The 25183-nt window shown below is 70.4% G+C and carries 22 protein-coding genes; 10 read left to right on the plus strand and 12 right to left on the minus strand.

What is annotated here, in order from left to right:
• Positions 1 to 5 precede the first annotated feature (5 nt).
• Complete coding sequence (gene abc-f / locus GA0070617_RS18085) at positions 6 to 1643, minus strand: ribosomal protection-like ABC-F family protein (RefSeq protein ID WP_091439604.1); 1638 nt, start codon at positions 1641 to 1643, stop codon at positions 6 to 8.
• Positions 1644 to 2003: 360 nt separating this feature from the next.
• Here abc-f and GA0070617_RS18090 point away from each other — a divergent pair, with 360 nt between their 5' ends.
• The gene (locus GA0070617_RS18090; protein ID WP_139135703.1) at positions 2004 to 2333 is read left to right on the plus strand and encodes a hypothetical protein; all 330 of its coding nucleotides are present in this window, start codon (positions 2004 to 2006) and stop codon (positions 2331 to 2333) included.
• A 47-nt stretch (positions 2334 to 2380) separates the two neighbouring features.
• Here the strand turns inward: GA0070617_RS18090 and GA0070617_RS18095 are convergent, their stop codons facing one another.
• From GA0070617_RS18095 to GA0070617_RS18110, 4 genes are all read right to left on the minus strand, one after another.
• The gene (locus tag GA0070617_RS18095; RefSeq protein ID WP_373868412.1) at positions 2381 to 3367 is read right to left on the minus strand and encodes a LacI family DNA-binding transcriptional regulator; all 987 of its coding nucleotides are present in this window, start codon (positions 3365 to 3367) and stop codon (positions 2381 to 2383) included.
• A 98-nt stretch (positions 3368 to 3465) separates the two neighbouring features.
• A complete protein-coding gene (locus GA0070617_RS18100; protein ID WP_091439613.1) occupies positions 3466 to 4305 on the minus strand; it encodes a carbohydrate ABC transporter permease in 840 nt (279 codons plus the stop codon).
• Entirely contained in the window at positions 4302 to 5291 is a 990-nt protein-coding gene (locus tag GA0070617_RS18105; RefSeq protein WP_091439617.1) for a carbohydrate ABC transporter permease, read from the minus strand. Before GA0070617_RS18105 ends, GA0070617_RS18100 begins: the two co-directional genes overlap by 4 nt.
• Positions 5292 to 5346: 55 nt before the next feature.
• Complete coding sequence (locus GA0070617_RS18110) at positions 5347 to 6642, minus strand: extracellular solute-binding protein (RefSeq protein WP_091446613.1); 1296 nt, start codon at positions 6640 to 6642, stop codon at positions 5347 to 5349.
• A 256-nt stretch (positions 6643 to 6898) separates the two neighbouring features.
• On the opposite strand from GA0070617_RS18110, the gene GA0070617_RS18115 reads away from it, so the two are divergent.
• Together GA0070617_RS18115 and GA0070617_RS18120 are read left to right on the plus strand one after the other, a co-directional pair.
• The gene (locus tag GA0070617_RS18115) at positions 6899 to 8524 is read left to right on the plus strand and encodes a glycoside hydrolase family 43 protein (protein ID WP_217628836.1); all 1626 of its coding nucleotides are present in this window, start codon (positions 6899 to 6901) and stop codon (positions 8522 to 8524) included.
• Between the two features lie 200 nt (positions 8525 to 8724).
• Positions 8725 to 9378, plus strand: a complete 654-nt coding sequence (locus tag GA0070617_RS18120) for a hypothetical protein (RefSeq protein WP_091439624.1) — start codon at positions 8725 to 8727, stop codon at positions 9376 to 9378.
• A gap of 25 nt (positions 9379 to 9403) precedes the next feature.
• Here GA0070617_RS18120 and GA0070617_RS18125 read toward each other — a convergent pair whose 3' ends face one another.
• From GA0070617_RS18125 to GA0070617_RS18150, 7 genes are all read right to left on the minus strand, one after another.
• The gene (locus GA0070617_RS18125) at positions 9404 to 9643 is read right to left on the minus strand and encodes a hypothetical protein (protein ID WP_091439627.1); all 240 of its coding nucleotides are present in this window, start codon (positions 9641 to 9643) and stop codon (positions 9404 to 9406) included.
• Complete coding sequence (locus GA0070617_RS18130; RefSeq protein ID WP_229688569.1) at positions 9643 to 10830, minus strand: helix-turn-helix domain-containing protein; 1188 nt, start codon at positions 10828 to 10830, stop codon at positions 9643 to 9645. Before GA0070617_RS18130 ends, GA0070617_RS18125 begins: the two co-directional genes overlap by 1 nt.
• Positions 10823 to 10999: a hypothetical protein gene (locus GA0070617_RS30665; RefSeq protein WP_175440382.1), complete on the minus strand. Its 177-nt coding sequence runs from the start codon at positions 10997 to 10999 to the stop codon at positions 10823 to 10825. Before GA0070617_RS30665 ends, GA0070617_RS18130 begins: the two co-directional genes overlap by 8 nt.
• Positions 11000 to 11114: 115 nt before the next feature.
• Positions 11115 to 12305: a helix-turn-helix domain-containing protein gene (locus GA0070617_RS18135; protein WP_091439630.1), complete on the minus strand. Its 1191-nt coding sequence runs from the start codon at positions 12303 to 12305 to the stop codon at positions 11115 to 11117.
• Between the two features lie 239 nt (positions 12306 to 12544).
• The gene (locus GA0070617_RS18140) at positions 12545 to 13315 is read right to left on the minus strand and encodes an rRNA methyltransferase (RefSeq protein ID WP_091446617.1); all 771 of its coding nucleotides are present in this window, start codon (positions 13313 to 13315) and stop codon (positions 12545 to 12547) included.
• 146 nt (positions 13316 to 13461) lie between these two features.
• Positions 13462 to 14106, minus strand: coding sequence for an alpha/beta fold hydrolase (locus GA0070617_RS18145; RefSeq protein WP_091439634.1), 645 nt, complete (start codon positions 14104 to 14106; stop codon positions 13462 to 13464).
• Positions 14107 to 14157: 51 nt separating this feature from the next.
• A complete protein-coding gene (locus GA0070617_RS18150) occupies positions 14158 to 14475 on the minus strand; it encodes a MazG nucleotide pyrophosphohydrolase domain-containing protein (RefSeq protein ID WP_091439638.1) in 318 nt (105 codons plus the stop codon).
• 156 nt (positions 14476 to 14631) lie between these two features.
• On the opposite strand from GA0070617_RS18150, the gene GA0070617_RS18155 reads away from it, so the two are divergent.
• The 7 genes from GA0070617_RS18155 to chvE all read left to right on the plus strand — a co-directional run bounded on the left by GA0070617_RS18155 (position 14632) and on the right by chvE (position 25171).
• Complete coding sequence (locus GA0070617_RS18155; protein WP_217628837.1) at positions 14632 to 15447, plus strand: DUF72 domain-containing protein; 816 nt, start codon at positions 14632 to 14634, stop codon at positions 15445 to 15447.
• Between the two features lie 48 nt (positions 15448 to 15495).
• The gene (locus GA0070617_RS18160; RefSeq protein WP_091439645.1) at positions 15496 to 17091 is read left to right on the plus strand and encodes an LLM class flavin-dependent oxidoreductase; all 1596 of its coding nucleotides are present in this window, start codon (positions 15496 to 15498) and stop codon (positions 17089 to 17091) included.
• 184 nt (positions 17092 to 17275) lie between these two features.
• A complete protein-coding gene (locus GA0070617_RS18165) occupies positions 17276 to 18499 on the plus strand; it encodes a S8 family peptidase (RefSeq protein WP_091439649.1) in 1224 nt (407 codons plus the stop codon).
• Between the two features lie 52 nt (positions 18500 to 18551).
• Positions 18552 to 19874 carry a LacI family DNA-binding transcriptional regulator gene (locus tag GA0070617_RS18170; RefSeq protein WP_229688568.1) on the plus strand — a complete coding sequence of 441 codons (1323 nt, stop codon included), beginning with the start codon at positions 18552 to 18554 and terminating at the stop codon, positions 19872 to 19874.
• Positions 19875 to 20186: 312 nt separating this feature from the next.
• Positions 20187 to 22172 carry a family 43 glycosylhydrolase gene (locus GA0070617_RS18175; RefSeq protein ID WP_091439653.1) on the plus strand — a complete coding sequence of 662 codons (1986 nt, stop codon included), beginning with the start codon at positions 20187 to 20189 and terminating at the stop codon, positions 22170 to 22172.
• Positions 22173 to 22833: 661 nt separating this feature from the next.
• The gene (locus GA0070617_RS18180; protein WP_091439658.1) at positions 22834 to 23841 is read left to right on the plus strand and encodes a LacI family DNA-binding transcriptional regulator; all 1008 of its coding nucleotides are present in this window, start codon (positions 22834 to 22836) and stop codon (positions 23839 to 23841) included.
• Positions 23842 to 24028: 187 nt separating this feature from the next.
• On the plus strand, positions 24029 to 25171 hold the full coding sequence (gene chvE / locus GA0070617_RS18185; RefSeq protein ID WP_091439661.1) for a multiple monosaccharide ABC transporter substrate-binding protein: 1143 nt from the start codon (positions 24029 to 24031) through the stop codon (positions 25169 to 25171).
• Positions 25172 to 25183: the final 12 nt, after the last annotated feature.

The raw sequence follows: 25183 nt of genomic DNA on the forward strand, positions 1-25183 counted from the left end.
GTCGATCAGCGTGGTTCCGGAGCGGGAACCTCCCGAAGGTCACCGGCGTCCAGCCGAAGCCAGCGCTGCACGCCGATGTCGGCCAGGAACCGTTCGTCGTGGCTGACCACGACGAACGCGCCCCGGTACGCCGCCAGCGCCCCCTCCAGCTGGGCCACACTGGTCAGGTCCAGGTTGTTGGTGGGCTCGTCCAACAGAAGCAGGTGCGGTGCCGGCTGGGCGTAGAGCACACAGGCCAGGGTCGCCCGCAACCGTTCACCGCCGGAGAGCACCCCCACCGGCAGTTGGGCACGGGCGCCCCGGAACAGGAACCGGGCGAGCAGGTTCATCCGCTCGGCCGGCGGCCGGTCGGGGGCGTAGTCGGCCAGGTTCTGCGCGACCGTCCGCTCAGGATCGAGCAGGTCCAGCCGCTGCGACAGGTACGCGACCCGACCGTCCCCGCGCCGCACCGACCCGCCCTCGCTGGCCAGGTCGCCGTGCAGCAGACGCAGCAGGGTGGACTTGCCCACCCCGTTGGGTCCGGTCAGCGCGATCCGTTCCGGGCCCCGAACCATCAGGTCGACGCCGTCGTCGGCGAACAGGGCCCGCCCGTTGTGGCGTACCTGCAGGTGTTCGGCGGCGACCACGGTCCGGCCGGCGGGTACCTGGGTGTCCGGCAGGTCCAGGGTCAGCGTCTGGTCCTCCCGCAACGCCCGGCTGGCCTCGTCCAGGCGGGCCTGCGCGCCGGTGACCCGGCTGGCGTGTGCCTGCTGGGCCCGCCCGGCGGACTCCTGCGCGCTGCGCTTGAGGCCACCGGCGACGATGCGGGGCAGGCCGGCGTTGCCGAGGTTGCGGGCGGCGGTCCCGGCCCGCCGGTCGGCTCGTTCGCGGGCCTGTTGCAGCTCCCGCTTCTCCCGCTTGACCTCCTGCTCGGCGCTGCGCACCGTCCGCTCGGCCGCCTCCCGGGCCAGCTGCGTGGCCTCCTGGTACGCGGTGAAGTTGCCGCCGAACAGCCGCAGCTCGCCCCGGTCCAGCTCGGCGACGCGGTCCATCCGGTCCAGCAGCGCCCGGTCGTGGCTGACCAGCAGCAGACACCCGGACCAGTCCGCCAACACCGCGTACAGGCGCTGCCGGGCGTCGATGTCGAGGTTGTTGGTGGGCTCGTCCAGCAACAGCACGTCCGGGTGTGCCAGCAGTTGCGCCGCCAGCCCGAGGGAGACCACCTGACCACCGCTGAGGGTGTGCAGGCGCCGGTCCAGGTCCACCGCGCCGAGGCCGAGCCGGTCGAGGGCGGCGTGGCTGCGTTCGGCCACGTTCCAGTCGTCGCCGATCGCCGTGAAGTGCTCCTCCGCCGCGTCGCCCGCCTCGATGGCGCGCAGGGCCGCGAGGGTGGCGTCGACGCCGAGCACCCGGGCGACCGTCAACTCGCCGGCCAGCGGCAGGTCCTGCGGCAGATAGCCCAGGTGGCCCTCGACCGTCACGGAGCCGGTGGTCGGGGTGAGTTCACCGGCGATCAGCCGCAGCAGGGTCGTCTTCCCGGCACCATTCGGCGCGACCAGGGCGGTCCGGCCGGGTGGCACGGTGAAGGAGAGTTCCTGGAACACCGGAGTGTCATCCGGCCAGGAGAAGGAGAGGTTGGTGACGACGACACAGGATTCAGGCATCGGGGAACACCCTCGGGACGAGAGCCGGGGATGCGACCGGCATCCCCGGTCGGGCAGACAGGTCGACGGCAGGAACCGGCCGTACCGGCACTGGCCGGTACGGCTGCGGTGGGGTCACTCACCCGCCGATGTCGTCGTCCCCCGTCACCATGCTCTGTCTCCTCGCTGGGCGTCCGGTCCGCTCGCGCGGACCGGATCACGGTCGGTGCGCCGGGTCGGTCACGGGCACCGCACGGCGACCAGCTTAGTACGGCGAAGGCGGCCCGGCGACCGCATTGTCGGCCGGGTCGGAGGCTGTATCAGGCCGGCCGGTGTTCGCACGCCCCGACCGCGGGCTCCGATGCGATAGCGTGTGGCCGCATGGGAGCCGTGGAAGTGACCCTGGCCGTGATGGTGGCCGTGGGCAACCTCGCCATCGCCGCCGTGCTGCTCGTCAGGAGCCGCGGTGGCGCGGTGCCCCGGCTGTTCGGTCGCCCGCAACCCCTGCCGCGCCTGCGGGCCGTGATGCACGTCTGCCTCGGTCTGGGGTTGGGCGTCGGCTGGCTCGTGCAGGACGTCTTCCCGGCCCACTCCACCGGCGACACGGTGCTGTCCAGCCTGACGAGGTTCCTGCTGGTGGCCGGCATGATGACCGCCCTGCTGGTCGCCTTGCGGCATCCGCGCCCCGTCCCCGACGAGGCCACCCGCTAGCCACCCGGCACGACCCTCGGACCGGGAGGTGACCGTGGACGGCGACGTCAGGGCTGCTTGGGTGGGGCGGCGCTGTCGCGGATGACGAGTTCGGTGGCGAGTTCCACCCGTGGGCTCTCGATCTTCTCGCCGTTGGCCAGGCGCAGCACGGTGCGGGCGGCCAGCATGCCCATCTCGGCAAGTGGCTGGCGGATCGTGGTCAGCGGCGGCGAGCACCACCGTACCTCCGGCAGGTCGTCGAAGCCGACCACGCTGATGTCGTCGGGCACCCGCAGGCCGCGCTTGCGCACCGCCTCGTAGACGCCGAGCGCCATCTGGTCGCTGGCGGCGAAGATCGCGGTGGGCGGGTCGGCCAGCCCCAGCAGTTGGGTGCCGGCGGCGTACCCGGACTCGTGGTAGAAGTTGCCGGGGCGGATCAGGGCGTCGTCGACGGCGATGCCGGCGGCGTTGAGGGCGGCCCGGTAACCGTCCATCCGGGCCCGGCTGCACATCAGTTGCGGTGGGCCGGCGATGAAGCCGATCCGGCGGTGGCCGAGGCCGAGCAGGTACTGGCTGGCGCCCAGGCTGCCGGCCCAGTTGGTGGCGCCGATGGTCGGGTTCTCCTGCAGGCTCACCCCGGCGGGGTCGACCATCACCACGGGCAGGTTGAGCCGGTGCAGTTCGGCCTGCAGCGGGGGTGCCACCATCGAGGTCACGAAGATGACCCCCTCGGTGGACCGGTTGCGCATGTTGTCCAGCCACTGCTTGGCCGATGAGGTACGCCGGTGGATGGCCGAGACGACGGTGCCGGTGCCGCTGGCGTGCGCGACGTCCTCCACCCCCCGGATGATCTCCACCGCCCACGGGCTGTCCAGGTCGTTGAAGACCAGGTCGATCAGGGCCGAGCTGGGCCGTCGGCCCGGCGAGCGGCGGCGGTACCCGTGCGTGGTCAGCAGGTCCTCGACGCGCTCCCGGGTCCCGGGAGCGACGTCGGAGCGACCGTTGATCACCCGGGAGACCGTGGGCACGGAAACGCCGGCCAGGCGCGCGATCATCGCGATGGTGACGTTTCGGTTGTGGTCGGAACCCACGGTCCACCCTTTCTTTCTGGCTTGGGCCTACGGTCGCGCAAGGCTACCGGACCGGCGGTACGTCACCCCTTGACGCTGCCGGCCAGACCGCCGATGAGCTGGCGTTCCGCGACAGCGTAGAAGGCCAGCGCGGGCACCATGGACAGCACGACGTAGGCGAGCACCCGGGCGGTGTCGTCGGCGTACTGACCCTGGAAGGCCTGGACCCCCAGCGGCAGCGTCCACCAGCTCTGGTCGGTGAAGACGACCAGCGGAAGCATGAAGTTGTTCCAGCTGGCCACGATGGCCAGCACCGAGACGGTGGCCAGCGCGGGACGGGCCATCGGCAGCAGGATCCGCCAGAAGAAGCCGAACGGTCCACAGCCGTCGAGGGTGGCCGCCTCCTCGACCTCGCCGGGGATGGTCCGGAAGAACTGGCGCAGGATGATGATGGTGATCGGCAGCCCGAAGGCCGCCTGGGGCAGGATCACCCCGAGCGGGTTGTCCAGCAGTCCGGCGCTGCGCAGCAGGACGAACAGCGGCAGGATGGCCACCGCGAACGGGAACATCAGCCCGATGGCGAAGAGCGTGACCAGAAGTTCCCTGCCCCGGAAGGCGTAGCGGGCGAAGACGAAGGCCGCCATCGCCGCGGTGGCGACCACGATGAAGGTGCTGCTGACCGCGACCAGCAGGCTGTTGAAGAGGTTGCGGTAGAACACCTGCGAGCTGAGGATGTCGGTGTAGTTGCCGGGCGTCCAGGGGTCGGGCAGCCCGAGCGGGTTGGTGGAGAGCTGCCCGTTGTCCTTGAACCCGCCGATCACCCCGAACCAGACCGGTACGACGATGAGCGCGCCGACGGCGATGCAGACCAGGTGCAGCACCAGGCGGCGGGAACGCGCCGAAGAGTTCGTCGTGCCGGTCATCGTTGGCCTCCCTGGGTGGTGAGCGCGCCCTCGGTGTCCCGGCGCAGCACGAGGCGCTGGTAGAAGAGGGCGAAGACGAGGCTCAGCAGGAACATGATGATGCTGATCGCGCTGGCGTAACCGACCTCGAAGCGGCGGAAGCCGTACTGGAACATGGTGACCGCCATGGTCTCGGAGGCGTGGATCGGTCCGCCGCCGGTGAGCACCCACACCATGTCGAAGAGTTGGATGGCGCCGATCACCGACAGGAACACCGCGATCCGGATGGTCGGGCCGAGCAGCGGCAGGGTGACGTGCCGGAAGGCCTGCCAGGCGCCGGCGCCGTCGGTGCGGGCGGCCTCGTTGAGTTCCCTGGGGATGCCCTGCCGGGCGGCCAGGAAGAGAATCATGTAGAGGCCGAAGTACTTCCAGCTCACCACCAGGAAGACCCCGAACAGGACGGTGTCCGGGTCGGCGAAGATCGCCCCGGCCTCGGCGCCCAGCAACCGGGAGATCGCGTCCCCCATGCCCCGGTTCGGGCTGAACACCAGGTTGAACAGGACCGCGGTGGTCACCTCGGAGAGCACGTACGGGGCGAAGAAGATCACCCGGTAGATCGCCCGGCCGCGCAGCGGCTGGTTGAGCAGCATGGCCAGGGCCATCGCGAAGGGCAGCTGGACCACCAGGGAGAGCACGATCAGGATGGCGCCGTGGACCAGGTCGCCGCGGAAGACCGGGTCGGCGAAGGCTCGGGTGTAGTTGTCCAGCCCGACGAAGTTCTCCGGCAGGCCGAAGCCGTTCCACTTGAACAGGCTGGCGTAGCTGGCCACCACGATCGGGGCGACGACCAGCAGCAGGAACAGCAGCAGGGCCGGGGTGAGGAACACCGCGAGGGTGAGGCGACGGCCCGCCCGGGGCCGGCCGCCGCGCGTGGCCGGGCCCGACGCCGCGGGTGCGGCTTCCGGGCCGCCGGGCCGCGGACCCGACATGGTCGAGGATGTGGTCATTCCTGCTCCACTCGGGTCGCGCGGCCGGCTGGGGGTCGGTGGTGGCTGGGCATCGCTACTGGCTCTTCGCCACCTGGGTGATGTCCTTGACGATCTGCGCGGGCGTCTTGGAGCCGGCGACCAGTTCGGCGACGCTGTCGTTGACCTGCTGGCCGACGGCCGGCGGGTACGCCTGGTCGAGGTAGAGCTGGAAGCCGGTGGCGCTGGCCAGGGTCTCCGCGACGGTCTTGTTGTTGGCGTCGGTGACGGCGTCGACGGCCTCCTTCACCGTCGGCAGCACCGCCCCGGTCTTGGCGGACGTGCGCTGGTTGTCCGCGGTGAGCAGGAACTTGAGGAAGTCGATGGTGGCGGCGGGGGCGTCCTTGCCGACGGCGAAGCCGTTGCCGCCGCCGAAGGCGTCGGTGGCGTTGCCCTTGCCGCCCTCGACGGTGGGGAAGGTGAAGAAGCCGAGCTTGTCGCCGATCCCCTTCTTGCTGGTGGAGCTGGACGCCTGCATCGACGGGGCCCACTGGCCCATGAGTTCCATGGCCGCGCCGCCGTTGCCCATGATGGCGGCCTGGCCGTCCGGTGAGCCGTACTCGGCACCGAGGAAGCCCGGCTGGAAGGGCTGCAGGTCGGCCAGCTCCTTGAGGCGTTCACCGGCGGCGACGAAGTCGGGGGTGTCGAAGTTGCCGTCCTTGGCGGCCTGCTGCAGCGCGCCCAGCCCACCGATGCGCATGGCCAGGTACGCCCAGTAGTTGTGCACCGGCCACTTGTCCTTGCCGGCCAGGGCGATCGGCACGGTCCCGGCCGCCTTGAGCTTGCGGACGGTGTCCAGGACGCCGGCCCAGGTGGTGGGCGTCTCGGTGATCCCGGCCTGCGAGAAAAGATCCTTGTTGTACCAGAAACCGACCATTCCGACGTCGAACGGGATGCCGTAGATCCTGCCGTCGATGGTGTACGGCTGCAGGGAGGCCGGCAGGAGACCGTCGACCCAGGGCTTCACGTCGTCGGTGAGGTCCTTGACCAGGCCCGCGTCCAGCTGCTGCTTGAGCACTCCCCCGCCCCAGGACTGGAAGAGGTCGGGCGGGGAGCCGGCCTGGGTGGCGGTGGTCAGCTTGGCCTTGAAGGCCTCGTTCTCCAGCGGCTGGATCTCGATGGTGACGTTGGAGTGGGCGCCCCTGTACTCCTCGGCCATGGCCGCCCACACCGGCAGCATCGGCTCGGTGTTCTGGATGTGCCACCAGTTGATGGTCTGCGGGGCGTCCGGGTCGTCGCTGGAGTCGTCACCGCTACAACCGCCGAGCAGGTACGCGCCAGCACCGGCGCCGACGAGGCCGAGCAAGGATCTACGGGAGAGAGGGGCGGTCATGATCATCCCTTCGGGAACTGACGGGTACGGGCACGCCGACGGGTCGACGGTTATTCGAAGTTCTGGCTCCGGAACTTTCGGTGTCTGTGCGGAATTACCGATCGATGGCCGGCACGCTACGACGTCGTTTCAGTCCGGGTCAAGGGGTCTGTCCTATGCCGACACAACCGGCTAACGTGGTCGGTACTTCCGAATCTGCCGGCCCATGAGGCCGGAAGTTTGCCGAGAGCCGAGAGCCTTCCGCAGAGGAGCCGACGTGTCGACCGAGACCGCTGACGTGGCGACCACTACCCGGTCGATCCGCAACCCCGTCCTCGCCGGGTTCCATCCGGACCCGTCGATCCTGCGGGTCGACGACGACTACTACCTGGCCACCTCCACCTTCGAGTGGTATCCGGGCGTCCGGGTGCACCACTCCCGCGACCTGGTGCACTGGCGTGCCCTGGGCGGGATCATCACCGAACGCCGCCTGCTCGACCTGCGCGGCTGCGGTGACTCCAACGGCGTCTGGGCCCCGGACCTGACCTGGCACGACGGGGAGTTCTTCCTCGTCTACAGCGACGTGGCCAGCTTCGCCAGCGGCTACTGGGACCCGCAGAACTTCCTGGTCACCGCCCGGGACATCGCCGGGCCCTGGTCGGATCCGGTACGGCTGCACGGGCGTGGTTTCGACGCCTCGTTCTTCCACGACGACGACGGCACCACCTGGGTGCTGAGCATGAGCGCCGACTGGCGGCCCGGCCGCGACCGCTTCGGCGGCATCGAGATCCAGCAGTACGACCGGGCCTCGCGCCGGCTGGTCGGCCGGCCCCGGCTGCTGTTCACCGGCACCCCGGTCGGGCTCACCGAGGGCCCCCACCTGTACCGCCACGAGGGGTGGTACTGGCTGGTCACCGCCGAGGGGGGCACCAGCTGGGAGCACCAGGTGACGGTGGCGCGTTCCCGCGAGCTGTTCGGGCCGTACGAGGTGGACCCGGACGGGCCGCTGTTGACCTCGGCGGGGCGCCCGGAACTGCGGTTGCAGAAGGCCGGACACGGCAGCCTGGTCCAGACCCCGCGCGGCGAGTGGTACCTCGCGCACCTGGTCGGACGCCCCTACACGCCGCTGGGCAACTGCGTGCTGGGCCGGGAGACCGCGATCCAGCGGGTCGAGTGGCCGGCCGGTGACTGGCCCCGCATCCCCGGTGGCGTGCCGGCCGACGAGGTCACCGCACCGGACCTGCCGGCACACCCGTGGCCGGCCGAGCCCGCCACCGACCACTTCGACGACCCGCGGTTGGCACCGAGCTGGTCGACGCTGCGCCGGCCGGCCAGCGAGGACTGGCTCGACCTGCGCAGCCGCCCGTCGTACCTGCGGATCCACGGTGGGCAGTCACCGGTGGGTCGGCGGACCCCCAGCCTGGTCGCCCGGCGGGTCGGCGCGACGCACTGCTCACTGGAGACCGTTGTCGAGTTCGACCCGGTCGACCACCGCCAGCTGGCCGGGATCACCGCCTACTACAACACCCTGAACTGGCATCACCTCTACCTGACCCGGGACGACGACGGCCGGGTGGTGCTCAACCTGCTCAGCTGCGACAGCGGGCGGCGCACCGCGTACCCGGAGATGTCCGTGGACACCGACCGGGCCGACCGGGTCGGTCTGCGGGCGACCTTCGACGGCCCGGTGGTGCGCTTCGACTACGACCTCGGTGCCGGCTGGCGGCAGGTGCCGGTGGAGTTGGACGCCACCATCCTCTCCGACGAGCACGCCGCGCTGGTCATCGACGGCGAGCCGGCGGCGTGGGGGTTCACCGGGGCGTTCCTCGGCCTGTGGGTGCAGGACCTCGGCGGCGACGGCGGCTACGCCGACTTCGACCTGGCCACCTACCAAGAGCACTGACCCCCCGCCCCCGCCCACCCCCGCCCACCCCGTTGATCATGAAGTTATTGCCGCGACACGCCGGTGTGCACGGTCATAACTTCATGATCAACGCGGGCCGATGAGAGGGGGCGTCTGTTCGGTAGTCGACAGTGCGGTGCCCGCAGCGGCTGTGGTGCCACATCCTGAGGGCCGGCATCACCAGTCGACAGGAGACGCGCGTGCTCTGGATCATCGAGACCAGCGAGCAGATCAGCCCCGAGTTCCAGGCTGACCTCGATCACTTCAAGGTCAACAAGGCGGTCGCCGACAAACTCGGTGACCAGGTGCTCAACTCGTCGATCAAGCAGATGCAGACCCCGCTCGCCGCGCCGCTGGCCGCCAGCGAGCCGGTGTTCGTGCTGGCCCACTCCGGCTACGACACCGACCCGCGCAACAACCAGCGCGCGCCCTGGATCGGCGGGCGCTGGCTGGACGAGCTGGTGAGCGACATGATCGCCAAGTTCACCCCCGCCGGGCTGAGCGGCCGGGTGCTGTGGTTCCTCGTCTGCCACACCGGACACGACGTCGCCAACCTGGCCGGCCGGCTGGCTACCGCCGGCGTCGACAACGTGACCCTGTACATGCCGAAGGACTTCATGTACATCAGCACCAAGGGCATCCCGCACATCCTGCCCAACCAGCAGAACGTCAAGAGCGCCAACCGGACCGTCGCCCAGGCCGGCTGTGACTACTACCGGCTGCCCTCCTCACTGCTCACCGGCCGGGGCTGGGCCGGCAGCTCCATCAGCGGCCAGGTGGTCACCCCGGTGTCGGCAAAGGCCGTCGAGGACGCCGTCATCGAACTCTTCGACCCGGACGAGGACGAGGCCTGACCTGGTCAGGACACGCGGCCAGGTCTCACTCCTGCTGCTGCCGGTTGTCCGGGTCGCCTGTGGTCGGCGCGGTGCCGACGCGCCAGAGGCGGACCTGGCTGACCGTCCGGATGACGTCGCGGGCGGCGTCGGCGATCCGGCAACCGGTGCTACGGCAGGTGGGGCAGCGTCCGTCCGGCTCCGGCTCGTGTTGTCGGAGGATCTGGCGGGCGGTGAGGATCAGTCGGTTGTGGATCTGGGCCAGAGACAGGTTCGGGCCGGTCATCAGCCGATGCCGAGGCGGGTCGCGAGGTGGGTGATGGTGGCCGGCACGTCGGGTTCGTGGGCGATGCGGGCGAGCAGGTCGCGGCCGGCGGGTCGGTGGCGCACCTCGGCGGGTGCGGTCCGGTCCGCCTCGGCGAGGATGCGGCCGGCGGCATGTGGGTCGTTGGTGTGCAGATGGGCGCGGGCGGTGTCGATCAGGTGCGCGGCGCGGTGTTCGGTGGGCAGCCACCGCCAGCCGTCGCGGCGGATACCGCTGTCGTGCCAGGCGATGGCCTGCCCGGCGTCGCCGAGGTCCACGGCTGCGGTGGTGCGGGCCAGCGCGACGGCGGTCGGCCCGAACCCGGTCCGGTGATGGTCGAGGCCGTCACCCACCTGCGCGGCCAGGGCGGCGGCCTCGTCCAGGAGGTCCGCTGTCGTGCTGTCGTCGCCGTCGGAGGCGGCGGCCAGGGCCGCCTGCACCAACAGGGTTCCGCAGAGCGACAGGTGCGGGCCGTCACCGTGCTCCGGCGGAGCAACCCGGTACGCGGCGGCCAGCATCGCCGACTTCGCCACCCGCACCCGCCCGGCAGCGCGTAACACCTGCCCGAGCTGCACCGCGGCAGCCGCGACGAGGGTCCGGTCGCCGGTGGCGACCGTCATCGCCCGGTCGGCGGCCAACCAGGCCAGATCCGGCTCACCGAGCTTGACCAGAACAGCGGCGGTGACCCGGTAGACCTGCACCAACGGGACCCGCCCACCAGCGGAATCGGCGGCGTGACAGTGATGGACATCGGTCAACAGGCCGGGCAGCAGACCGAGCAGATGCCGGTACCGGGCGTACTGGAACGTCGTCCAGGCGTGCGCGACCTGCCGGGCCATCCGATCGGCCGGCAGCACCGGCCGAGCCCCCGGCGGCCGACCGAGGGGGATCTCGTACCGGGACAGGGCCGACCGGACACCTTCCAACTCCTCGGCCCGAGTGGTCACCTCAACAGGGCGGGCATCGCAGCCGAGCAGCACTGCGGTGTCGATGCGCAACACGGCGGCGACGTCCTGGAGCGTGGAGACCCTGTCCAGGGCCCGGACCCCACGCTCGACCTTGTCCACCCAACTCTTCGACTTCCCGAGCCGATCGGCGAACACCTGCTGCGACAACCTGCGCCGAGCCCGCCAGTACGCCACCCGACGCCCCACCGGCAACTCACTCACGACCACGCCGCCTGCGCCGGTCCGGGACCACCCGGGTGGTCTCCTCGACCGGAATCCGCTCCGCCTCCGCCAGATCCAGAATCCGCTGGCGGGCCGCCTCGTGCTCAGCCGCCTGCATCGCGGCCCCGGACATGGGCCGATCCGGTTCCCTACGCGCCTGTCTGAACATGGCTGTCTCCTGCTCGTTCGCAAGGGTGGTGGAACAGCTCCCACACCGCTGTGATCGGCAGATTACGAACAGTCATGGCGGGTGATGGGGATGGTCTATACCCCAGACAGCACGCCTACCCGGTCAACCCCAGCGCGAGCGACAGTTCACGTGCGTCCTCCCCGATCGTTCCCGGTCGCCTCGACAACTCCATCGCCACCGTCCGGGCGAACGGGTGATGACGGACCGTGTCCGTGCTCTCCCGCAACGCCCGACCCAGCAGGTGCACCGCCGCGACCTCACCACGGGCCAGCAGGTGTGCCCTAGCGGCCTCGATCAGGTAACCCGCTCGACGGGTCTGTGAGGGCAGCGCCCGGTAGTCGGTGCTGTCCGCCCGCTGCACCGCCTCCCCGGACCGGCACAGGTCGGTCGCGATGGTCACCGAGTACGCCTCGCACGCCGCCGACCCGAACATCAACCACGGATGCGTCCCGCCGAGCCGGCCAGCCGCCTCGGCGGCAGTGTCCCACGCCCGCCATGCCCGCCCCGCCCGTCCCGCCTTGCTGTGTCCCAACGCGATTCCCAACTGCACCTGTCCCCACCGCGCCAACTGCTCCTCGCCGGCAGCAGGGTCGACCAACCCACCAGCATCGACCAGGACCTGTTCGGCGGCGTCGACCTGGTTCGAACTCCGGTACACGTGCGCGTAGTACCAGGCGGCAGCGGCGATCGCGGCCGGATCGTCGGCGTCCTGCGCGGCCAGCATCGCCCGGTCGGCTGCCAACCACACCAACTCCGGATACGGCTGGTGAGCGATGTACAGCTGCGCCAGGTGATAGACCCGCGCCAGTTCCACCGACGCCGAACGCCGCTCCAGCCCGGTCAGCCGACGAGCACTGCGACGCGCCTCATCCAGCAGCCCCGGTAGTACGGCAGCAACGGCCGTCCGTTCCGTCGTGGACCGGTGCCACAACCGCCAGGCCTGATCGACCAGCCCGCGCAACACCGCAGCCGAAGTCGGATCACCTGCCGGCACGACGGTCCGCTGCATCGCCGCAGCGACCCGGCCCACGTCGGGATGCCCGGCCCGGGTCACCGACGCTACCGGCAGGGATTGATCACCTGTCAACGCCGCCAGATCGGCGATGTCGAGTACCTCGGCCAGCCGCAACAGCATCGGCAGCCGAGGCGGCAGAAGCTTGCCGTTCTCCAGGGCCTTCACCCACTCGGCGCTCCGACCAACCAGGCCACCCAGCACCGGGCGGGTCTTCCCCGACCGCTCACGAAAAGCCCGAAGTCGCGCGCCGAACGTCACGGGATCAGCCATGATCGTCTCCCAGGTATCGGGTGCCGATGGTGCCCCACCGACCTCAGGCCGGACAGTCCGCCATATCGGACCGTACTCCTGGGGAACACAGGGCGCTACCAGGATGCGGGGCCGGTGTGCCGACCACGGAACCTACGACGTCCCACCACCATCAGGGGTGACTACGGAGCGGTGGGACTCATGCTTTTGCAGCCACTGCGGACGGTACACCCGAAGCTCACGCACAGCACACACTGACGCTACGGTACGGAGGCGCCGGCCACCGCTGGTTGCAGGGCCCTGGCCCGGACCAGCACCGTCGCCCGCGTTCCGATCTTGAATCGTGCCGTGGCACGAACGCCCGCGGGGAGACCGACGCGGCGTCCGCGTGTCGTCAACGCGACCATGGCGTCGGCGGGGAGCACCGACCCGAGCGTCCCCAGCAGGCCGGAAAGGCCCGCCTCCTGAGGTGCGCCCCGCCACGAGGTCTGCTCGCCGTACGGCAGGTCGGTCAACACGAGCCCCGGCGGTGGTGACGCGGTCAACAGAGCGGACACCTGCTGTTGGTCGAGGGCGTCGGCCGCTCCGACCACATAGGGAAGGTCGCCGCCCCCCTGGGCGAGCAGTGCCTGCAGGCGTCGAGAAGCCTCGGCGGATTCCCGGTAGGAGGGCCGGCCGAACCGGCGAGCCAGGTCCTCCAGCTCGGCGGTCCGCCTCCGCATTCCCTCGGCGGACAGGAGAGCCAGGTTCGCTCGGGCGAGCCGGAGCGGGCCATCGGCGATGTCCGAGGCGACAACTGCCGCGATCTTGTCCCGATGCAGCAGGCCCAGCACGGTGAGCAGATAGCCGCCACCACAGCAGGGATCCCACACGGTCAGCGGCCGGGACTGCCCCAGGGCGTGCCACGCGCGGAGGAACACCTCCGAGGCGAGGCGGACAGGAAAGGCCGGATGGCCCGGTGCCGAACGCAGCACCGCCCCGCTGGCCAGGTCGGAGTAGTCATGTCGCTCCGCCACGAACCGATAGGTCATCACACCTCCGAACAGCCACCACTGCCCACGCCACATATCTCAGGCATCGATGTACGTCTACTGTGCCACGCGACCCCGGTTTCGTGGTCAGCACGACCCAACCGTCAACCGGCGCGGCATCGCACGAGATCGAGCAGCCGGCGTCGTCAGCAGGATAGATAGGCGATCAGCCGGTCGGCGAGTTGTTTCGGGTGGCTGAGCGCCACCGCGTGGCAACCGTCCATGTCGTCCGGGACGATGCCGAGCCGATCGGCGCCCACTCGGCGCTGGAAGTCCACCGGGAAGAACCGGTCCTCGCGGGCGATCAGCACTCTGGTCGGCACGGCCGGCCAGGCCTCCAGCGGCCACGGCTCGTCCCACTCGGCACTGACCTGCTCCCGGTTGTGCGCCGCAGCCGCCGCGACGGTCTCGGCCGGCACGCCCTGGTAGAACTGCTGCTCCTCGCTCAGTCCCTCCGGGCCACGGTGTCCGGTGTCGTCCCACCACTGGCCGGGACGCTCACCGGGCTTCGGGATCATCGGTGTCAGCAGGACGATCAGCCGCACCGGCAACCTCTCGGCGACCAGCGGCGCGGTGAGGGCACCGTACGAATGGCCCACCACCACGAGGTCTCTCCGGTCACCGACCGCGTCCACGACGGTCTGGCGGAACTCGGTGAAGCCGGCCGACCTGTCCCCGATCGGCAGCTCCGGCACCACCACGTCGTGACCTCGACCGGACAACTCCGGAACCACCAGATGCCAGTCCCAGGCGCTGCCCCCGCCGCCATGGATCAGAACGAACGTCGCCACACCCGCAGCCTCACACCCCGGTACGACAATTCCGTGCCACCGACGACGCCCCTACCGCCAGGTGCGTTGCTCGTTGTGCTCTTCCTTGCGGCACAGGGCATCACCAAGATCAATACCGTACCGGTTGGCGACGGCGCAGAGAAAGATCAGGATGTCGGCCAGTTCCTCGTCGACGCTGCCGACGATCGAGGTCGTGCCGATCGGAAGCTGCTGGTTCTTACGTACCGCCTTGAACAGCTCCCCAACCTCCTCGCCGAGCATCAGACACTGGTCGAGCACCGTACGGTCGGTGAAGCCGCGCTGTTTTTCCATGTCGGCGACGTAACGCTGAAGATCGGGCAGCGTGGCGGTGCGGGCGAGTGGTTGCATCGGCCAGCCTCGTGAGGACGATCAGGGTGTCGGGGACGCTACCAGGCGTACCGGTCAGTCTCGCCCCGTTCGGTCGTACGTCGTGGCTCTGTCGTACCGTGACGGCCAACCGGTAGTGAGGGGTGGCGGCGGATGCGGCTTCGGGTGGGGTGCGCGATGTGGACGCACAAGGCCTGGCCGGGGCACGCGTTGCCGGCGCAGGAACGCCTGCGGGACTACGCCGGCTGGTGCACCGCCGTCGAGGGCAACACCACCTTCTACGCCACCCCGACCCGACAGACGGTCGAGTCGTGGGTGCACCAGACCGGGCCCGACTTCCGGTTCGTGCTCAAGCTGCCGAAGGTGGTCACGCACGAGCGTCGCCTCGGTGCCGTCGACGAGGAGTTGCGGATCTTCCTGGCCGCGATCGAGCCGCTCGGTGAGCGCACCGGGGCGCTCTGGATCCAGGTGCCGGGCTCGTTCGGCCCCGACGACGTGCCGGTGCTGGCCCGGTTCCTACGGCGGGCTCCCCGCGACTACCGGTACGCCGTGGAGGTGCGCCATCCGGCCTTCTTCACCGACCCCGACGCGGCGCGGTTGCTGGAGGAGGCGCTCGCGGTCGCCGGCGCCGAGTGGGTTCCGTTCGACACCACCGCCTTCTTCGTCTCCCCGCCGACCAGCGACGCCGAACGTGACGCCTGGACGAAGAAGCCCCGGATGCCACGCCGGTCGGTGGCGTTGACCGACCGGCCGATCGTGCGGTACCTGGGGCGCGACGACACCGCGCGGACGGTCGAGGGCTGGCAGCACTGGGTCGGGGTGACGGCCGGGTGGCTGCGCGAGGGCCGCAGCCCCACCGTGTTCGTGCACACCCCGGACAACGCGGACGCGCCGGTACTGGCCCGCCGCTTCCACGACGAGGTACGCGCCCGGGTGCCCGAGCTGGCCGCCCTGCCCGACCCGGTGCCGGTCGAGCCGCCGACCCTCTTCTGACCGACCGGCTATGGTTGATTCGTCAACCAAGTCTCGGAGGTACCCCCCGTGACCGACTACGGGCATGAGCTGCAGTTCGGAACGTTCCTCACCCCGCGCGCCGACCGCGCCGACGAGGTCGTCGCCCTCGCCCAGCTCACCGAGCAGGTCGGGCTGGACCTGGTCACCGTACAGGACCACCCCTACCAGCCGGCGTTCCTGGACGCCTGGACGCTGCTGTCGGTGGTCGCGACGAGCACCGAGCGGGTCCGGGTCTCGCCCAACGTGGCCAACCTGCCGCTGCGCCCGCCGGCCGTGCTCGCCCGCGCGGCGGCCAGCCTCGACCTGCTCAGCGGGGGTCGGGTCGAGCTGGGTCTGGGCGCCGGGGCCTTCTGGGAGGCGATCGTGGCCAACGGCGGCCCGCAGCGCACCCCCGCCGAGGCGGTGCAGGCGCTGGAGGAGGCGATCCGGGTCATCCACGGGATCTGGGGGCGCTCCGGGCGCAGCGTGAAGGTCGAGGGCAGCCACTACCGGGTCACCGGGGCCAAGGTCGGCCCGGCCGCCGCCCACGACATCGGCCTCTGGGTCGGGGCGTACAAGCCGAGGATGCTCCGGCTGGTCGGCCGGCTCGCCGACGGTTGGCTGCCCAGCCTCGGCTACCTCAGGGTCGAGCAGCTGCCCGAGCTGAACGGGATCATCGACGAGTCGGCCGAGCGCGCCGGCCGCCGCCCCGCCGACGTGCGTCGCCTGCTCAACATCAACGGCAGCTTCGGCCACGACGGGAACGGCAACGGCGGTCAGGCCATCACCGGCAGCCCCGGGGACTGGGCCGAGCAGCTGGCCGAGCTGACCCTGACCCACGGGATCGGCACCTTCATCCTGGGCAGCGACGACCCGACCGACATCCAACGGTTCGGGCTGGAGGTCGTACCCCAGGTCCGGGAACTGGTCGACGCGGGCCGGACCGGGACCATCGCGGCCGGGCCCGGGACGGACGGGCCGGGCGAGCAGGACCGCGGCACGGCCGTGACCGCAGGTCAGCCGGCGGCGGTGGCGCGGGAGATCCCCGGCCTCGGGGTGACGCCGACGCCCGACGACGGCCGGCGGCACAGCGACACGACCGTCTGGGACGAGAGCACCCGCCCGAGCGGGCCGCCGCCACCGGCGGGTCACGTGTACTCCGCCCGCGAGCAGGCCCAGGGCCAGCACCTGGTCGACGTGCACGACCACCTCCGGCGGGAGCTCGACCAGGTGCGCGACCTCGTCGACCAGGTCGAGGCGGGCACCGTCGGGGTGGCGGCGGCCCGCTCGCACATCAACCAGATGACGATGCGGCAGAACAACTGGACCCTCGGCACCTACTGCGAGTCGTACTGCCGGGTCGTCACCACCCACCACACCCTCGAAGACGCCACCATGCTGCCGCACCTGCGTCGCGCCGATCCGCGGCTGGAGCCGGTCACCCGACGGCTGGAGGAGGAGCACCACGCCATCCACGGCGTCATCGAGGGCCTCGACCGGGCCCTGGTGGCGCTGGTCAGCGGCGACGGCGACCTGAAGGGCCTGCGCGCGGCGGTCGACCTGTTGACCGACACCCTGCTCTCCCACCTGTCGTACGAGGAACGCGAACTGGTCGAACCCCTGGCCCGACTGAGCTTCCAGTAAAACGGACATCTATCTGGGTCACTGCCGTTGAGTACACTGTGGGCGGTCGGCACGGCCACAACCGGGCCGACCGCCAGCCGGAACGGCCCCGCCACGCCCGCTGGCCCCTCCTGGAGATCGGCACCGTCGTCCCACCGACCCCGAGGCGGTCCCGCCCGGGGCCACCCCCCGGTGAGGAGAAACGATGACCAGTTCACCTCTGCGGGTCCGGCTGCTCGCGCTCGCCCTGGCCGGCACGCTCGGCGGCGCACTGCTGCCGGCCGCCGCCGCGAGCGCCGCCGAGGGCACCATCGGCCACGCCGACACCGCCGACGCCGTCGCCGGCAGCTACCTCGTCCGGCTGCGCGACACCCCGGCGAGCGCGTCGGCCGGTGCGGCCGACACCGAGGTCACCCGGGTCGCCGACCGGCTGCGGGCCCGCTACGGGGGCACCGTCGGCCACGTCTGGCGCAACGCCCTGAAAGGCTTCGAGGTACGCCTGCCGGAGCGGGCCGCCCGTCGGCTGGCCGCCGACCCGGCGGTGGCCGCGGTCGAGCAGAACCAGCGTACGGCCCTGCTCGCCCCGGGCGTGCAGCCCAACCCGCCGTCCTGGGGGCTGGACCGCATCGACCAGCGGTACCTGCCCCTGGACGGCCAGTACGCGTACCCGAACACCGCGCCCAACGTGCACGTGTACCTCGTCGACACCGGGGTCCGGGCCACCCACGTCGACTTCGGCGGCAACCAGGTGAGCGGCGGCATCGACCTGGTCGACGGGGCGCTGCCGGCGGCCGACTGCAACGGTCACGGCACCCACCTCGCCGGCACCATCGGCGGCACCGCCCACGGGGTGGCCAAGGACGTGCGGATCCATCCGGTACGGGTGTTCAACTGCGCCGGCAGCGGCACCACCGCCACGGTGATCGCCGGCATCGACTGGATCACCGCCAACGCCGTCCGACCCGCCGTGGTGGAGTTGGCCATCGGCGGACCGGCCAGTACGGCGCTGGACGCGGCGGTGACCAACTCGCTCAACCGGGGGATCACCTACGTCACCACCGGCGGCAGTTCCGGCGGCAACGCCTGCAACTTCTCACCGGGGCGGGTGCCCGGCGCGCTGACCGTGGTGGGCACCTCGGCCACCGACGCCCGGCTGTCCAGTGGCAACTACGGCAGCTGCATCGACCTGTTCGCCCCCGGCGCGAACATCGTCTCCACCTGGCACACCGGCGACACCGCGGTCGCCACGATCAGCGGCGGCTCGACGGCCTCGGCCCACGTGGCGGGCTGTGCCGCGCTGGCCCTGTCGGACAATCCGACCTGGACCCCGGCGCAGGTGGCCAGCTACCTGACCGGCCGGGCGACCACCAATGTGGTCTCCGGCGTGCCCGGCGGCACCCCGAACAGGTTGCTCTACTGCGGCCCGTGAGGCCGGGCGCCACCCGGCGCAAAGAAACTGCGATTGTCGATACGATGGCTCCATGCCAACTGGCTCCAGGCCCGGCCGGCGGGCCCGTGGCGAGATCGAAGAGCTGCCCAGCGGTTCGCTGCGGGTGCGGGTGTACGCCGGGATCGACCCGTCGAGCAGGCGGCGGCGCTACCTGACCGAGACGGTGCCGGCGGGTCCACACGCGCGCGAACGGGCCGAGACGGTGCGCGCCCGACTGCTCGACGCGGCGAGCCGGCAGCCACGGACCCGGGTCCGGACGCAGCCCGATCGGGTGCCGACGCCCAGGGTGGGGCCCGAACCGTTCGTCCGGCCGGCGCCGGAGGCGCAGCCGCGCGGGTGGCGGCGGGGAGAGATGACGCTGACCATGATCGGCCGGCTGGCGGACGTCTCCCCGCCGACGGTGTCGAAGGTGCTCAACGGGCGCTCCGGGGTGGCCGCACAGACCCGCGCCCGGGTCGAGGCGGTGCTGCGGGAACACGGGTACCGCCGGCCCGGCACGGTCACGCCGAGTGCCACCGTGGAGGTGGTCTTCTACGGCATGCAGAGCAACCTCGCGGTGGCGATCATGCACGGGGTGGAGCGGGTCGTGGGTGGGCACCGGCTCACCGTCGGCTTCACCGACGCCCGCCGGCAGGTCTCCGAGGGCAGGTACTGGGCACACGACCTGTTGGTCCGACGCCCGACCGGGGTGATCGTGGTCCACCTCGGCTTCACCACCGAGCAGCACGCCCTGCTCGCCGCGAGCGGGATCCCGCTGGTGGCGTTGGATCCGACGGGTGAACCGCCGCTGCACACCGTGCCCTCGGTGGCAGCGACCAACTGGAGCGGCGCCTTCGACGCCGCCCGGCACGTGCACGCACTCGGGCACCGACGGGTCGCCGTACTCACCGGGCCGACGGAGCGGTTGTGTGCCAAGGCCCGCCTGGACGGTGCCCGGGCCGCCCTGGACGCCGCCGGCTGCGGGCTGGATCCACGGCTGGTGCGTACCGGGCCGTACTTCTCCTTCGACGACGGGCTGCACCTCGGCCGGGAGTTGCTCCGCCTGCCCGAGCCACCGACGGCGATCCTGTGCGGCAACGACCTGCAGGCGCTCGGTGTCTACGAGACGGCCCGGCAGGCCGGTATCCGGATCCCGCAGGACCTCAGCGTGGTCGGCTTCGACGACATCCCGGCCACGAGCTGGTGCGGACCGCCGATGACGACCGTACGGCAGCCGTTGCGGGAGATGGGGGAAACCGCTGCCACCATGGTCCTGGCCCTGGCTGCCGACGAGCGGCTCGCCACCACCCGCATCGAGTTGTCCACCACCCTCATCGCCCGGGACAGCACCGCCGCCGCCCCGCCCGCCCGTTGACCGAAAAACGCCTGGCCAAGACGCCGACACGAGATGATCACACTTGACGATTGTCTATGTTAACGATAACAGATATGCTCGGCGCCAAGGAGCCCCGGGCAGGCTCCGGTCCGCAGGCGCCGCTATCCCTCGGGTTTCGGCCGTCCTGACTCAGACGGCATCGACCACGGTGAGAACGTCCGGGTTCACCCGTCGACGCCGCCGAGCACCCCCTCGGCAACGCGGTCACCGGTCACCAGCTGACGGCCCAGCCTCCCGGCACGCCGTCACGACCGGGCACCGGGCCGGCTTTCCGCTAGTGGAAGGAATCCGATGAAAAGACGTTCGCGACTGCGGCTCTGGCTCGCGTCGAGCCTGGCGCTCGCCGTCAGTGCCGCCGGCGCCGTCACCGCTGTCTCCGCCCAGGCGGCGGTCGCCTGCCGGGTCACCTACACCGTCACCAACCAGTGGCAGGGTGGCTTCGGCGCCAACGTCATCGTGGACAATCTCGGCGACCCGGTCAACGGTTGGCGACTGACCTGGTCCTTCGCGGCCGGGCAGACGGTCGGTCAACTGTGGAACGGCACCGCGACACAGTCCGGGACCCAGGTCACCGTCACCGGTGCCGACTGGAACCGCGACCTGGCCAGCGGAGGCAGCGCCAACTTCGGCTTCAACGGCACCTGGACCTCGTCGAACCCGGTACCCACCAGCTTCGCCCTCAACGGCGTCACCTGCACCGGCACGACCAACCCGACGACTCCCCCGCCCAACCCCACCACCCCGCCACCGACCACCCCACCGCCCACGACCCCGCCGCCGTCGGGGAGTTTCACGAATCCGGTGGTGTGGCAGGACTTCGCGGATGTGGACATCATCCGGGTCGGGGACGTGTACTACATGTCGGCCTCCACCATGCACTACTCCCCGGGTGCGCCCGTCCTGCGTTCCTACGATCTGGTGAACTGGGAGTTCGCCGGGCACTCGGTGCCCCGGCTGGACTTCGGCACCAAATACGACCTACCCGGCAACGCGCATGCCTACGTCGACGGGATCTGGGCCTCGACCCTGAACTACCGGCCGTCGAATCGGACGTTCTACTGGGCCGGGTGTATCGACTTCGCCCAGACCCACATCTACACCGCCACCGCCGTGGACGGCACCTGGAACAAACACACCACCATCCCGAACTGCTACTACGACGCCGGGATGCTCATCGACGACGACGACACCATGTACGTCGCCTACGGCAACGGCCGCATCAGCGTCGCCCAACTCTCCGCCGACGGCCGCACCCAGGTCCGCAACCAGCAGGTCTACCAAACCCCCACGAACATCGGCACCCTGGAAGGCGCCCGCTTCTACAAACGAAACGGCGCCTACTACATCTGGCTCACCCGACCCGCCAACGGCCAGTACGTCCTCAAATCCACCAACGGACCCTTCGGCCCCTACGAACAACGCCAGGTCCTACTCGACCTACCCGGCCCCATCACCGGCGGCGGCGTCCCCCACCAAGGCGGCCTCGTCCAAACCCAGACCGGCGCCTGGTACTACATGGCCTTCACCGACGCCTACCCCGGCGGACGCATGCCCACCCTCGCCCCCATCACCTGGACCGCAGACGGCTGGCCCCAAGTCCAAACCGTCAACGGACGCTGGGCCACCACCTACCCCAACCCCCTACCACTACGCCCCGTCAAACCCCTCACCGGCACCGACACCTTCACCGGCACCACCCTCGGCCCCCAATACGAATGGAACCACAACCCCGACAACACCCGCTGGAGGGTCAACAACGGCCTCCACCTCACCACCGCCACCGTCACCAGCGACCTCTACAAAGCCCGCAACACCCTCACCCACCGCATCCAAGGCCCCACCTCCACCGCCACCATCGAACTCGACCACACCGGCATGCGCGACGGCGACCGCACCGGCCTCGCCGTCCTACGCGACACCTCCGCCCACATCGGCCTCAAACGCGACAACGGCACCACCAGAATCGTCATGACCAACGGCCTCACCATGAACACCAACTGGGACACCACCAACACCGGCACCGAACAAGCCAGCGCCCCCATCACCGGCACCCGCATCTGGCTACGCGCCACCGCCGACATCCGACCCGGCACCGGCCGACAAGCCCGCTTCTCCTACAGCACCAACGGCACCACCTACACCCCCCTCGGCAACGCCCTCACCCTCAACAACAACTGGCAATTCTTCATGGGCTACCGCTACGCCATCTACCACCACACCACCGGCCAACTCGGCGGCCAAGTCACCATCCGACAATTCACCCAAACCACCCCCTGATCAGCGGAGGCGTCACAGCCGAGGCTCCCGGTGGTGCCACGTCGCGACGAACGGCGCGACACCACCGGGAGATCACGGCGATGGAGCCATTCCTGGAGCAATTCCGGGCTGTTGGCTCCACGAACCTTGGGTTCCCCACGCCTGGTCGACGCGTGCGGAGCCGCGCCCGCAGCGGGCCACCTGCCTCGGTCGAGCGCCTTCACCGGGCCCGGAAACCAGCCCTTGTCGCTTCCGACATATTTCGGTAACATCCGGCTCGATCGATAGCTCGGCCACTCCGCCCCACTCCCCGACCACTCCGGCTCCGCCCGGAATCCGGCAGGCCGCCCGGAATCCGGCAGGCCGCCCGCCGAAAAGGAGGCCAGGGGGCGTACCCGACCGGTCGCGCCGGTCCGTCGAGAAAGGAAGGTGCCGCCCACCACCACCCGCGTCGCCCCACCCGAGCCGCACCGCCCACCGATGATGACGAACGTCACGGGACGCGAGCGGCAATCGGTCGTGCCGTGCGGTCCCCGGACAGCGCTACGCCGCGTACACTTTCGCTGATCTAGCGTTGTCCACGGTGGTGTGCCCGGACCCGCCGTCGGCTTGCCGTCACGGCGGCCGGACCAGGCACCTCCGTCGTCGACAGCTCGCGGCGGCGGACGGAGAGTGGGCTGCGATGACCGTACGCGTTCCCGCGATGCGGGACGTCGCCCGCCTGGCTGGTGTCTCCCACCAGACCGTGTCGCGCGTGCTCAACGGGCATCCCCACGTCCGCGAGCAGACCCGGGTACGGGTGCAGGCCGCCATCGCCGAGTTGCACTACCGCCCGAACCGCGCCGCCCGCGCGCTGGTCACCGGCCGGTCGCAGGTCATGGGCGTGGTCGCGCAGAACACCACCCTCTACGGCCCGGCGTCCCTGCTCTCCGCCTTCGAGCTCGTCGCCGCCGAGGCGGGTTTCGCCGTCAGCGTGGGCAGCGTCCGCAACCTGGACCGGACCTCCATCGCCCAGGTCGTCGAGCGGCACCTGGCCCACCGGGTGGCCGGCATCGTGGTGATCGCGCCGGTGGAGTCCGCCGGTGAGGCGCTCGAGGTGCTGCCCACCGGCATCCCGCTGGTCACCGTGGACGGTGATCCCCGACGGCCGGTGCCGCTGGTCACCGTCGACCAGGTGGAGGGTGCCCGGCTGGCCACCCAGCACCTACTCGACGCCGGTCACCAGACCGTCTGGCACGTGTCGGGCCCGGCGGACTGGTTCGACAGCGCCGGCCGGATCGCCGGCTGGCGGCAGGCACTCCGGGCGGCCGGGGCCGAGGTGCCGCCGCTGATCCAGGCGGACTGGTCGGCGGAGTCGGGCTACCGCTGCGGTCAGTTGCTGGCCAGGATGCCTGCGGTGACCGCGATCTTCACCGCCAACGACCATCTCGCGCTGGGTGTGCTGCGCGCGCTGCACGAGCACGGCCGGCGGGTGCCGGACGACGTCAGCGTGGTCGGCTTCGACGACGTCCCCGAGGCGGCGTACTTCATTCCGCCGCTGACCACCGTGCGGCCGGACTTCGACGCGGTGGCGGCGGCCAGTCTGGACCTGCTGATGGAGCAGATCGAGTCCGGCAGCAACCGGGCGCTGCGGCACACCATCGCCCCGACGCTGATCACCAGGGACAGCGTCGCCGCACCACCGAGCTGAGGCGAACGGGCCGCCGTTCAGACTGCCCGGCCGCACGGTGGATAAATCCACAAACCTCGACCTTTGTTACGGGAATGTGACCCACAGATTGCAAGGGCACTATTGACCTTCAATTATGTGAGCGCTAACACTGGCCCAGATACGGCGTCGGTGCGGCCGGCGGCGAAGTCCTGGGGAGGAGAAGCCCGTGCGCAGAAAGTTCTTGGCAGCTCTCGGCGGCGTCGTCCTGGCGTTCAGCATGGCGGCCTGCAGTGGTGACGGTGCCGGCAGCGGAGGTGACACCGGCGACAAGGCCCCCGGGGACCTGACCATCGGCGTCTCGATGCCGACGCAGACCTCGGAGCGATGGATCGCCGACGGCAACTCGGTCAAGGAGAAGCTGACCGCCAAGGGATACAAGGTCGATCTCCAGTACGCCGGGGACGACATCCCCACCCAGTCACAACAGATCGACCAGATGATCACACAGGGTGCGGACGTGCTGATCGTCGCGGCGATCGACGGCACCGCGCTCAGCGGCCAGCTCCAGGCGGCGGCGGAGGCGAAGATCCCGATCATCTCCTACGACCGGCTGATCCTGCAGAGCCCCAACGTCGACTTCTACGTCAGCTTCGACAACTACAAGGTCGGCGTCGCCCAGGCCACCGCGCTCCTGGCCGGACTCGGCCTGCAGAACAAGGACGGCTCGAAGGGCACCGCCACCGGGCCGTTCAACATCGAGATCTTCGCCGGCTCCCTCGACGACAACAACGCGCAGTACTTCTTCAACGGCGCGATGGAGACGCTCAAGCCCTTCCTCGACAACAAGTCACTGGTGGTCAAGTCGGGCCAGACCAGGATCGAGCAGGCGGCGATCCTGCGCTGGCAGCAGGAGACCGCGCAGCAGCGGATGGAGAACCTGCTGACCTCGACCTACAACGACGGCACGACGGTCGACGGGGTGCTGTCGCCGTACGACGGGATCTCCCGGGGCATCATCACCGCCCTGCAGAACGCCGGCTACGGCGCCTCGGGCAAGAAGATCCCGGTCATCACCGGCCAGGACGCCGAGATCGCCTCGGTCAAGCTGATCAACGACGGCGTGCAGAACTCGACCATCTTCAAGGACACCCGGCTCCTGGCCGAGCAGGCAGTCGTCGCGGCGGAGGCGTTCCTGCAGGAAAAGCAGCCGGAGGCCAACGACACCACGACCTACAACAACAAGGTCAAGGTCGTGCCGTCGTACCTGCTGCCGGTGGTGACCGTCTACAAGGAGGACATCACGAAGGCGCTTGTCGACTCCGGTTACTGGACGGCCGAAGAGGTCGCCTCCGGTCAGGCCAAGGGCTGACGGCGCTGCCGG

This window comes from Micromonospora yangpuensis (assembly GCF_900091615.1).
Lineage (GTDB): Bacteria > Actinomycetota > Actinomycetes > Mycobacteriales > Micromonosporaceae > Micromonospora > Micromonospora yangpuensis.